The sequence below is a fragment of the Amycolatopsis sp. 195334CR genome, assembly GCF_017309385.1.
Taxonomy (GTDB): Bacteria; Actinomycetota; Actinomycetes; order Mycobacteriales; family Pseudonocardiaceae; genus Amycolatopsis.
The window spans coordinates 1-12,169 of the sequence record NZ_JAFJMJ010000005.1; the positions used below are offsets into that span (position 1 = coordinate 1).

The 12,169-nt window shown below is 71.3% G+C and carries 6 protein-coding genes; 3 read left to right on the top strand and 3 right to left on the bottom strand.

Annotation, left to right across the window (positions count from 1 at the left end; all coding sequences use genetic code 11):
• From pepN to JYK18_RS46355, 3 genes are all read right to left on the bottom strand, one after another.
• Positions 1-1,226 (bottom strand): aminopeptidase N (pepN, locus tag JYK18_RS46345; protein WP_206810860.1); only part of this gene is annotated, 1,226 nt, incomplete at its 3' end.
• Positions 1,227-1,354: 128 nt separating this feature from the next.
• Complete coding sequence (locus tag JYK18_RS46350) at positions 1,355-2,278, bottom strand: ornithine cyclodeaminase family protein (RefSeq protein ID WP_206810862.1); 924 nt, start codon at positions 2,276-2,278, stop codon at positions 1,355-1,357.
• A gap of 1 nt (position 2,279) precedes the next feature.
• On the bottom strand, positions 2,280-3,380 hold the full coding sequence (locus JYK18_RS46355; RefSeq protein ID WP_206810865.1) for a CaiB/BaiF CoA-transferase family protein: 1,101 nt from the start codon (positions 3,378-3,380) through the stop codon (positions 2,280-2,282).
• A gap of 352 nt (positions 3,381-3,732) precedes the next feature.
• Here JYK18_RS46355 and JYK18_RS46360 point away from each other — a divergent pair, with 352 nt between their 5' ends.
• The 3 genes from JYK18_RS46360 to JYK18_RS46370 form a co-directional block, all read left to right on the top strand.
• The gene (locus JYK18_RS46360) at positions 3,733-4,743 is read left to right on the top strand and encodes a ParB N-terminal domain-containing protein (RefSeq protein ID WP_242584872.1); all 1,011 of its coding nucleotides are present in this window, start codon (positions 3,733-3,735) and stop codon (positions 4,741-4,743) included.
• A gap of 63 nt (positions 4,744-4,806) precedes the next feature.
• Positions 4,807-5,022: an MbtH family protein gene (locus JYK18_RS46365; protein WP_206810871.1), complete on the top strand. Its 216-nt coding sequence runs from the start codon at positions 4,807-4,809 to the stop codon at positions 5,020-5,022.
• Positions 5,023-5,137: 115 nt separating this feature from the next.
• A partial coding sequence (locus tag JYK18_RS46370) for a non-ribosomal peptide synthetase (protein WP_206810869.1) occupies positions 5,138-12,169 on the top strand: 7,032 nt, incomplete at its 3' end.

Here is a 12,169-nt window from a genome sequence, read left to right on the forward strand (position 1 = left end):
AGCCGCAGGCCGGCGAGGAAGTTGTCCTGGCCGACGTAGGCGACCAGCTGCTTGAGCACGCTGGCGCCCTTGGCGTAGGTGATGCCGTCGAAGTTCACCTCGACCGCGTGCAGGTCGACGATGTCCGCCGCGATCGGATGCGTGGACGGGAGCTGGTCCTGCTGGTACGCCCAGGCCTTCTCGACGTTGGCGAAGCTGGTCCAGGCGTTGCGGTACTCGGTCGCTTCGGTCAGGGCGAGGACGCTGGCGAAGGTGGCGAAGGACTCGTTCAGCCAGAGGTCGTCCCACCAGCGCATGGTGACCAGGTCGCCGAACCACATGTGCGCCATCTCGTGGAGCAGCGTCTCGGCGCGGCGCTCGTAGGCGTACCGGGTGACGCGCGACCGGAACACGAAGTCTTCGAGGAAGGTGACCGCGCCGGCGTTCTCCATCGCGCCCGCGTTGAACTCGGGCACGAAGAGCTGGTCGTACTTGCCGAACGGGTAGGGCACGGCGAAGCGGTCGTGGTAGAAGGCGAGGCCCTGCTTGGTCTCGGTGAACAGCCGGTCGGCGTCGAGGTGCTCGGCCAGCGAGGCGCGGCAGTAGATGCCGAGCGGGATCTCGCCGTGGGCGTCGGCGTAGGTGTCGTGCCACGAGGCGAACGGACCTGCGACCAGCGCGACGAGGTAGGTCGACAGCCTGCCACTCGGGGAGAACACCGTGGTGACCGCGCCGTTCGCGGCGTCACGGGTGGTTTCGGGGCTGGTGTTGCCGATGACCGACCATTCGGCTGGCGCGGTCACTTCGAGGGCGAAGCTCGCCTTCAGATCGGGCTGGTCGAAGCAGGCGAACATGCGCTTGGCGTCGGCGGTCTCGAACTGCGTGTAGAGGTAGACGCCATGGTCGACCGGGTCGACGAAGCGGTGCAGGCCCTCGCCGGTGTTCATGTACCGGCACTCCGCGTGCACCACGAGTTCGTTGGTCTCGGCCAGCTCGGGCAGCGCGATGCCGTCCTCTTCGCGGTAGCCGGACACGTCGAGCGGCGTGCCGTTGAGCGTGGCCGAGTGGACCCGGTCGGCGATCAGGTCGATCCAGCTCGGTTCGCGCCGGGCACTGGTGAACCGGACCGTGGTGGTCGAGGAGAAGGTGGTGTCACCGGTGAGGTCGAGCGCGATCTGGTACGACTCGACGGCCAGCAACGCCGCGCGCTGCTCGGCCGCGACGCGGGACAGGTTGGGACTGGCCACGAAAAACCCCTCGCTCGTGCGGTAGGCGGTAACCGTCAAACTAGCGAGGGGAATGCGTCCGGAAAACGGCGTCGGTTGAACGCCAAATGAGACGGCCGAAACCGAGCGGAAAACGAGTGAACGGCGTTTTATCGGCGACGGGAGTGCTGCGCCAGCAAACGCGCGACGGCCCAATCCTGGGCGGCAACGCCGACCGATTTGAACACCGTGCGGCCTTTTGCTTCCGGGGGCGCCGACAACGCGTCCCCGAGTTCGAGCACGTCACCGCGTCGCAGCAACCCGGTGTCCAGCGCGTGCCGGATTTCCCCGGCTTCCCCGGCCGCGGCGAACTGGTCGACCAGCACCACCGAGGCGGTGCCCAGCAACTCGGCGGGCAGCTCCCGCATGGACGGCCGGAACGAGCCGATCGCGTTGACGTGCACGCGTTCCGGCAACGCGGACAGCTCGAACAGGGGATCGGGGGAGGAGGTCGCGCAGCACACCGCGTCGGCGGCGGCCACCGCATCGGCGGCGTTCTCGGCGACCCGCACGCGCACGTGCGGGAACTCGGTGGCCAGCGTGTCCAGCAGCGGGCCCACTCGTCGCGGACTCCGGTTCCACACGCTCAGGTCGCGGATGTCCCGGACCGCCAGTACCGCGCGAACCTGGTCAGCGGCCTGTGCTCCGGCCCCGAGCAGGGCGAGCCCGGTGGCCCCCGGTGCGGCCAGCAGATCGGTGGCGACTCCCGCCACGGCTCCCGTGCGCAGTGCGGTGACCGCTCCGGCTTCGGCGGTGAGCTGGCCGCCGTCGTCCGTCCACACGAGAGTCGCGACGATGGCCGGATCGCGGTCGAGCACCACCCCCGCGGTCTTCACCACGGCCGCGCCGCTGGGAGCGTGGTGCGCGGTCATCACCAGTACCGCCTGGTCGTCGGTGCCGAAGACGAGCCGGGGCGGCTGGGAGAAGTGCCCGGCGGCCAGGTCGGCGAACGCCTCGCGGACCGCGTCCACGGCCGCGGGCATGCCGATCGCGGCGCGAACCTCGGCAGCGCTGTAGTTCCCGGCTGCGGGCATTTCAGACGTCCCAATCGCGCAGCACCGCGTCGTGGTGCGCACCCGGCGGCGGGGGCGCGGCCGGAATCCCGGGGCGGGTGCGGGAGAACTCCGGGGCGGGGGCGGGCTGGCGGATCCCGTCGCGGGTGAAGAACCGGTCCCTGGCCTGGTGGTGCGGGTGCCCGGCGACCTCGTCGAGCGAGAGCACCGGGCTGACACAGGCGTCGGTGTTCTCGAAAACCCGCGTCCAGTGGTCACGCGGGTGCGCGGCGAACGCGCCGGCGAACCGGGCGCGCAGCACCGGCCAGCCGTCGCGGTCCTGCTGGCCGGGCAGGTCTTCCCCGGCCAGGCCGAGCCCGTCGAGCAGGGCGCGGTAGAACTGCGGCTCGATCGCGCCGACAGCGACCCAGCGGCCGTCGCGGCAGGTGTAGGTGTCGTAGAAGGGCGCGCCGCCGTCGAGCAGGTTGCCGCCGCGTTCGTCCTGCCAGGACCCGTACCCCCGCAGCATCCAGATCATCTGCATGAGCAGCCCGGTGCCGTCGATCATCGCCGCGTCGACCACCTGGCCGAGCCCGGAGCGCTCCCGCTCCCACAGCGCCGCGAGCACGCCGGCGACCAGGAACAACGAGCCGCCACCGAAATCGCCGACCAGGTTGAGCGGGGGCGCCGGCCGCTCGCCGGTGCCGATGGCGTGCAGTGCGCCGGTCAGCGCGAGGTAGTTGATGTCGTGGCCGGCGCGGTCGGCGAGCGGGCCGGTGCGGCCCCAGCCGGTGATCCGGCCGTAGACCAGCCGGGGGTTGCGGGCGTGGCAGTCGTCCGGGCCGAGGCCGAGGCGTTCGGCGACGCCCGGCCGGAACCCTTCGAGCAGCACGTCCGCGCGGTCGGCGAGGCGGCGCACCAGGTCCAGCCCGTCCGCCGACTTCAGGTCCGCGACCAGCGCCCGCTTGCCGCGCAGCAGGTGGTCCGGCCGGCCGCCGGTGAGGTCGAACCCGCCGCCGGGCCGGTCCACCCTGACCACGTCGGCGCCGAGATCGGCCAGCAGCATCGCGGCGTGCGGTGCGGGGCCGAGCCCGGCCAGTTCGAGGACCCGGAGTCCGGCCAGCGGGCCGGGCGGTGCGCTCACGGTTCCTCCTCGCGGCGGTCGGCGCGGTAGTTGATCACCCTGCCCTCGTTCCTAGCCGAGCTCGCCCGGCCTGTCCAGGTTGGACGGACAACATCACGATGACCATTTCGCCCGACGGTGAATCACTCGGACAGCCCAGTCATTCGCGCGCGCGGCGACGCTGCGTGGAGGAATTCCCCATTGTTGCGGGGACGAGAATTCCGTTGGTAGGCTCGGATTTGTCAGTGTGCCTTGACCTGGTGGGGCCTGGGGGCGTTTGCCGGACGCACACCGGTATCGCTTCTGACGGTTCCATTGAACCATGAATTCTCAATTTTTTGTTCCGTGAACCGATTATTCCTGTGGGGTGCTGATGGTGCAGCCGGGTGGCGGCGGTCGTGGTGCGTCGGGAGCCTGCGCGGACTGGGTCCGCGCCGAGCTCCAGGGGTGCCCGGTGGAACTGGTGGCGGTCGCCGGGTTGTCGGTCTCGGGCTCGCCCCGGCGCGCGGGCGAGGACGAGGCACACGTGGAGTCGCTGGCCGAAGCCGACGGCGAACTGCCGCCGATCCTGGTGCACGGCCCGTCGATGCGGGTGATCGACGGCGCGCACCGGGTGCGCGCGGCACTGGTGCGCGGGAGCACGCACATCGAGGCGCGGTGCTACCGGGGCAGCGAGGCGGACGCGTTCGTGCTGTCGGTGTACCTGAACACCGCGCACGGGCTGCCGCTGCCGCGGGCCGACCGGCGGGCCGCGGCACAGCGGATCCTCGCCTCGCACCCGCACTGGTCGAACCGGCGGATCGCGGTGGCGGCGGGGCTGGCCGCGGGCACGGTGGCGGCGCTGCGGGAGCGTTCGACTGGCCAGGATGAGCAGTTGAACGGCCGGGTGGGCCGCGACGGCCGCCGGCGGCCGGTGAACGCGGCGGTGGGCCGCCGCCTGGCCGGGAAACTGCTGGCGGAGGACCCGGACGCCTCGCTGCGCTCGATCGCGCGGCGGGCCGGGGTCTCGCCCGCCACCGTGCAGGACGTGCGGCGGCGGTTGCGGGCCGGGGACGACCCGGTGCCCCCGCCGCGGCGGGCCCGCGAGCGGCCGCCCGCCGAGGGCCGGGCGTGGCAGGTGTCGGCGGCGGAACTGCGGCAGACACTGGAGCAGATGAAGCGGGATCCGGCGCTGCGGTTCAGCGAGACCGGCCGGGGCCTGCTGCGGTGGCTCGACCGGCACGCCGGCGGCATGGGGGAGTGGGCGCAGCTCGCCGGTGCGGTGCCGAGCCACAGCACCTCACCGGTGGCGAACTTCGCGCGGATGTACGCCGCGGCGTGGACGGATCTGGCGGCCTCGCTGGAGGACGACCTCCCGGCCGGGCTGGAAGTGGCGCAGTGCTGAACACTGGAACGCGCCCGCGGTGATCCACTAGAAAAGGTGGGAACCGCGAGAAAGGCGCTGACCATGAGCAATCCGTTCGACCAGGAAGACGGCGTGTTCCTGGTGCTGGTCAACGACGAGGGGCAGCATTCGCTGTGGCCCGCCTTCGTCGACGCCCCGGCAGGCTGGACCCGGGTCCACGGTGAGGCGAGCCGCCAGGACTGCCTGGACTACGTCGAGGCCAACTGGACCGACCTGCGGCCGAAGTCCCTGATCGAGGCGATGAGCCGCGCGGAGTGACCGCCCGCTGATCCGCTGATTCGCTGATTCCGGACCGGTCCGGGGAAACCCGGGCCGGTTCGTGCTGCGCGTTTTCTCTTCTTTCTCTGCTGTAGAGCCTCCAGGAGCCGGTTCCATGCGTGAATTCCGCCTGCCCATTTCCTCTGCCCAGCGTGAGATGTGGCTGGCGCGGCAGCTCCACCCGCGTCCCGCCGCCCAGCGCATCGGGGAGTACCTGGAGATCCACGGCCCGGTCGACGTGGTGCTCTTCGAGCAGGCGTGCCGCCGGGTGGTGCGGGAGGCGGAGGCGCTGCGGACCCGGTTCGCCGAAGTGGACGGTGTGGTCTGGCAGTACGTGGTGCCGTTGCCCGACTGGCCGTTCACCTTGCTCGACTTCAGCGGTGAGGCCGACCCGGTCGCCGCGGCCGAGGACTGGATGTGGGACGAGCTGGCCCGGCCGCTCCACCCGGAAACGGGCCCGCTGTTCACCTTCGCGCTGCTCAAGCTCGCCGAGGACCACTTCGCCTGGTATCAGGGCTACCACCACCTCATCATGGACGTGGCGGGCTACGCGCTGGTGGCGCGGCGGCTGAGCGAGCTGTATTCCGCACTGGTCATGGGAACCGAAGCGCCCGAGTGTCCATTCGGGACACTGAGCGGCCTGGTGGCGGAGGACAACGCCTACCGCGAGTCCGCGGCCTACGCCGACGACCGCGCGTACTGGGGCCAGTACCTCACCGACGCCCCAGCCGCCCCGCGCCTGGTGGCCGAACCGGACCACCCCGCGGACTCGGTGCTCCGGCGCAGCGCCGAACTGACCGCCCAGGAAGCCGCGGCACTGCGGGAACTGGCGGCGGCCAACGGGGTCCGTCCGTCCACAGTGGCCATCGCGGCGGCGGCCGCCTATCTGCACCGGATGACCGGTGAACCCGAGGTGGTGCTCGGCCTTCCGGTGTCCGCCCGCACCTCGGAGACGCTGAAGCGGGTGCCCGGCATGGTGTCCAACGTGGTTCCGGTGCGCCTGCGGGTGACTCCCGGCCTGCCGTTCGCGGAACTGCTCCGCCGGACCGCCGACGAGGTCGGGCAAGCCATCCGGCACCAGCGCTTCCGGGGTGAGGAGGCCGCCCGCCAGGTGGGCGCGGGCGGGGACATCCGCCACCTCGTCGGCCTGGAGTTCAACTTCCTCGGCCAGGACTACACCTTCGAGTTCGGCGGCCACCGGGTCACCTCGAAGAGCATGTCGGTCGGCTACGTCGACGACGTGATGATCGGCGTCTACGACCGCCACCACGCGGGCGTCGGCGTGCACTTCGACGCGAACCCGGCACTGTACGGCGAAGATCTCGCGGCCGGCCACCACGGCCGGTTCCTCCGGCTGCTGCGCGATATCGCCACGATGTCCCCGGACCGGCCGGTGGGCGCGATCGACCTCCTCGACCGTGGTGAGCGCGAGCGCGTGCTGGTGGAGTTCAACCGCACCGCGGACGTGGGGAACGTGCTCATCCCGGAGTTGTTCGCCCGGCAGGCCGCCCGTACCCCCGACGCGATCGCCGTGGTGTGCGGTGATGAACGTCTGTCCTATGCGGACTTGGATGTGGCGTCGAACCGGCTCGCGCACCAGTTGATCGCACGGGGTGCGGGCCCGGAACGGGTGGTGGGACTGGCCTTGCCGCGCTCGGCCGACTTGCTGGTCGCGGTGCTCGGTGTGCTCAAGGCGGGTGCGTCCTACCTGCCGATCGACCCCGGCTACCCGGCGGATCGCGTCGAGTTCATGCTCCGCGACGCAGACCCGGTGCTGGTGCTGGACTCCATCGAAGAGGGTGGCGACCCGGGTCCGGTCACCACGACGGTGTCACCGCTGAACCAGGCCTACGTGATCTACACGTCCGGTTCGACCGGCACTCCGAAGGGCGTGTCCGTCTCGCACGCTTCGCTGGCCAACCTGGTCGCCTGGGCCGTGGAGATGTTCGGCCCCGACGAGCTGGCTCACGTCCTTTCGTCGACCTCGCTGAGTTTCGACGTTTCCGCGTTCGAGCTGTTCGCGCCGCTGGCCTGCGGGGGCACGGTCGAGGTGGTCTCCAGCGCGATGGCCCTGCCGGACCACCCCGGTGCCAGCCTGCTCAGCGGCGTGCCGTCGGCGCTGGGGGACCTGGTGGCCGACGGCTCGGCCGAGGTGTCGCGGACCGTGGTCTTCGCGGGCGAAGCGCTTCCGCCGGAGCTGGTGCGCCGCATGCCCTCGGGGCTGCGGGTGGTGAACGCCTACGGCCCGACCGAGGCGACGGTGTACGCGGCCACGTGGGAGGCCGGGGACCCGGGCGCGGTCACGCCGATCGGGCGGCCGGTCGCCGGGCTCGGCCTCTACGTCCTGGACGGCGGCCTGCGCCCGGTCCCGATCGGCGTGCCCGGTGAGCTGTACCTCTCGGGCGCGGGCGTGGCGCGCGGTTACCTGGGACGGCCGGGGCTGACGGCCACACGGTTCGTGGCCAACCCGTTCGGAGCGGGCCGGATGTACCGCACCGGCGACGTGGTGCGCTGGCGCGCCGACGGTGAGCTGGAGTACCTCGGCCGCACGGACGACCAGGTGAAGCTGCGGGGCTTCCGCATCGAACTCGGGGAGATCGAGTCGGTGCTGACCGGCCATCCCGGGGTCGCGCGGGCGGTGGTGGTCGCCCGCGAGGAGCGGCTGGTCGGCTACGTGGTCCCGGCGGGCGGTCAGGACGGCGACGACCAGGCGCGGATCCGGCAGTGGCAGCAGGTCTACGACGACCTCTACGCCACCGGTTCCGGCTTCGCCGGCTGGACCAGCAGTTACACCAAGGAACCCATTCCGCGGGCTCAGATGCGCGAGTGGCGTGACCGGACGGTCCGCCGGATCCTCGAGTTCGAGCCGCGGAACGTGCTGGAGCTCGGGGTGGGCACCGGCCTCATCCTCGGCGAGACCGCGCCCCACTGCGACAGCTACTGGGCCACGGACTTCTCCCCCCAGGTCATCGAAGGCCTGCGGGGGCGGGTCCCGGCGCGCACCGAACTGCGCTGCCAGCCCGCCGATGACGCGACCGGCCTGCCCGAGAACCACTTCGACGTGGTCGTCATCAACTCCGTGGTGCAGTACTTCCCGCACGCCGGTTACCTCACCGACGTGCTGCGCACCGCCACCCGGCTGCTCGCCCCCGGCGGTGTCATCTTCGTCGGGGACGTGCGCGACAAGGAACTCGCGCGGTGCTTCCACACCGCCGTCCAACTGCACCAGGGCGCGGAGAACGCGGTCAGCGCGGCGGAGCAGGCGGTTCTCCGTGAGAAGGAACTCCTGGTCGACCCCGCGTTCTTCAGCGCGTTCGCCGCGGAGACGCCGGGCGTGGAGTGGGCGGACGTACGCCTCAAACCCGGCACCTACCACAACGAACTGAGCCGGTACCGCTACGACGTGGTGCTGCACACCCGGCCCGCGGGCACCGGCCCGGTGGCCACCACGCGGTTCACCGGCGTCGGCGAAGTACTGCGGCACCTGCGCGAAGACCAGCCGGAGGCGCTGCGGGTGGAAGCCATCCCGAACGCGCGCCTCGCCGCCGAAGTCGCCGCGCACGACCTGCTCCGGCAAGGCGGGTCCACTGAGGACGCACTGCGGGCGTTGCACGCGCCCGCGATCGGCGCGGTCGATCCGCACGCCCTGCTCGAATCGGTGACCGAGCTGGGCTACCGCGCGACCGCCACGTGGTCCGCGAAGCACGAGCAGTTCGACCTGGTCTGCGTCCGCGGTGACCTGCCCTTCCCGGTGCCCCCGTCACCCGGCCGGACATCCTCGGCGCACACGAACACCCCCGGTCGCCAGGACGTCGGGGCGCTGGCCACCGGCGTGCGCTCGTACGCCGCCGACTGGCTGCCGGAGTACATGGTGCCGTCGGCGGTGGTGGTGCTGGACGAACTGCCGCTGACGGTGAACGGCAAGCTGGACCGGCGCGCGCTGCCCGCCCCCGAGTTCCGGCGCGAGGTGGCCCAGGAACCGCGGAACGCCACCGAACTGGCGTTGTGCGCGCTGTTCGCCGAGATCCTCGGCCTGCCCGAGGTGGGCACCAACGAAAGCTTCTTCGACCTGGGTGGGCATTCCCTGCTGGGGATGCGGCTGGTGGCGCGGGTCCGCGGGGTGCTCGGTGCCGAACTCGGCGTGCGCGAGCTGTTCGAAGCACCCACCGTCGCGGCACTCGCGCGACGGCTGACCAGCGCGGACGCGGCCAGGGCCGCGCTGGCCCCGGTCGATCGGCCCGAGTTCGTCCCGTTGTCGTTCGCCCAGGCGCGGTTGTGGTTCCTGCACCGGCTCGAAGGCCCGTCACCGACCTACAACATCCCGCTGGCACTGCGGCTGACCGGTCCGCTGGACGTCGAAGCGCTCGAACTCGCGCTCGCCGACGTGGTGGCCCGGCACGAGAGCCTGCGCACGATCTTCCCGGAGATCGACGGCGTCCCGCACCAGCACGTGCTCGACGAGGCCCGCCCGGCGTTGATCCGCACGGAGGACGTCAAGGCGGCAGGCACCGCTGCCCGGCACGTGTTCGACCTGGAGCACCAGCTCCCCGTGCACGCCGAACTGATCCGCACCGGCGACGACGAGCACGTGCTCATGCTGGTGGTGCACCACATCGCCGGCGACGGCTGGTCGTTCCGCCCGCTGTGGCGCGACCTGGGCACGGCGTACGCGGCGCGGTGCGCGGGCGAGGCACCCGGCTGGGCACCGCTGCCGGTGCAGTACGCGGATTACACGCTGTGGCAACGTGAAGTGCTCGGTGACCCGGCCGATCCGGACAGCGAGATCGCCACCCAGGTCGAGTACTGGAAGCACGCGCTGGCCGGGCTGCCCGAGCGCATCACCCTGCCCGTCGACCGGCCCCACCCGCAGATCGCCTCGTTCGAGGGCGAAACCGTCTCCTTCGCGTGGTCCGCCCGGCTGCGCGCGCGGCTGGACGAACTGGCCCGCGACTGCGGCGCGAGCTTGTTCATGGTGGTCAACGCCGCGCTGGCGGCTTTGTTGTCCCGGCTCGGTGCGGGCGACGACATCCCGATCGGTGCCGCGATCGCGGGCCGCACCGACGAAGCTCTCGACGACTTGGTCGGGTTCTTCGTGAACACGCTGGTCCTGCGCACGGACACCTCCGGCGATCCGACCTTCCGCGACCTGGTGGCGCAGGTGCGCGAGCGCAGCCTGGAAGCCTATGCCCACCAAGACGTGCCGTTCGAGCACCTGGTGGAGATCCTGAACCCGGAGCGCTCGCTGGCGCACCAGCCGTTGTTCCAGGTCGTGCTCGCCTGGCAGAACATGGCCGAGGGCGAGGCCGAACTGCCCGGGCTGGTCGCGGTGCCGGAGTTCGCGGACACCGGCACGGCGAAGTTCGACCTGTCCGTGCAGGTACTGGCGGGCCGGGCCACCGGACGCCTCGAAGGCCGCGTCGAGTTCAGCACCGACGTGTTCGACCGGTCCACTGTGGAACTACTGGTGGCCAGGCTGGAGCGCCTGCTCGAAGCGGTCGCCGCCGAGCCGGACCGGCGGATCGGCGAGATCGGCCTGCTGGACGCCGCCGAACGCGAGCGCGTGCTGGTGGAGTTCAACCACACCGGCGAGGTGGCCACCGGGGCGGCGACCATTCCCGGGTTGTTCGCCGCGCAGGCCGCCCGTACCCCTGACGCGATCGCCGTGGTGTGCGGTGATGAACGTCTGTCCTATGCGGACTTGGATGTGGCGTCGAACCGGCTCGCGCACCAGTTGATCGTGCGGGGTGCGGGCCCGGAGCGGGTGGTGGGGCTGGCGTTGCCGCGTTCGGCCGAGTTGGTGGTCGCGGTGCTGGGCGTGCTCAAGACCGGGGCGGCCTACCTGCCCATCGACCCGGACTACCCGGCGGATCGCGTCGAGTTCATGCTCGACGACACGAATCCCGTGCTGGTGCTGGACTCCATCGAGGACGGTGGCGATCCGGGGCCGGTCACCACCACGGTGTCACCGCAGAACCAGGCCTACGTGATCTACACGTCGGGCTCGACGGGCACGCCCAAGGGCGTCAGCGTCACGCACCAGAACGTCTGCCGCCTCTTCGACGCCCTGCGGCCCACCGTGGCGATGGACGCTTCGCAGGTGTGGACGCTGTTCCATTCGTACGCCTTCGACTTCTCCGTGTGGGAGATGTGGGGCGCGCTCCTGCACGGCGGACGGCTGGTGGTGGTGCCCCAGGACACCGCGCGGTCCCCGGAGGAGTGCCTGCGCCTGCTCGCCGACGAGCAGGTCACGGTGCTGAGCCAGACACCGTCGGCCTTCTACGCGCTGATGGAGGCCGACCAGGGCCGGCCGCTGGCGGTGCGCTCGGTCGTGTTCGGCGGTGAAGCCCTGGACGCGGCCCGGGTCGCGCACTGGGCCGAGCAGGCCACCTTGATCAACATGTACGGCATCACCGAGACCACGGTCCACGTGACCCAGCGGGTCCTGTCGAGCGGTGCTGATGGCATCGGGGTGCCGCTGCCCGACCTGTCGGCGTACGTGCTCGACCGCGGGCTGCGCCCGGTGCCGGTCGGCGTGCCGGGGGAGTTGTACGTCTCGGGTGGCGGGGTGGCCCGCGGGTATGTCGGGCGACCGGGGCTGACGGCCTCGCGGTTCGTGGCCAACCCCTTCGGGCCGGGCCGGATGTACCGGACCGGGGACGTGGTGCGCTGGCGTTCGGACGGCGAGCTGGAGTACCTCGGCCGCAGCGACGAGCAGGTCAAGATCCGCGGGTTCCGCATCGAACCGGGTGAGGTCGAGGCCGTGGTGGCGCGCAACCCGGTGGTCGCGCGGGCGGCCGTGGTCGTGCGCGAGGACCGTCCTGGCGACAAGCAGCTCGTCGCGTACGTGGTCCCGGCGCGGGACAGCGCGGCCGGTGAGCAGCAGATCCAGGGCTGGCAGGAGGTCTACGACGACCTCTACCTGACCACGGACGCCGTGGCCCTCGGCAGCAACTTCGACGGCTGGAACAGCAGTTACACCCGGGAACCGATCCCGCTCGAGGAAATGCGCGAGTGGCGGGACGAGACGGTCAAGCGGGTTCTGGCGTTCGAGCCGCGGAACGTGCTGGAGATCGGTGTGGGTTCCGGTCTGCTGCTGAGCGAGATCGCGCCGCACTGCAGGAGCTACTGGGGCACCGATCTGTCCACT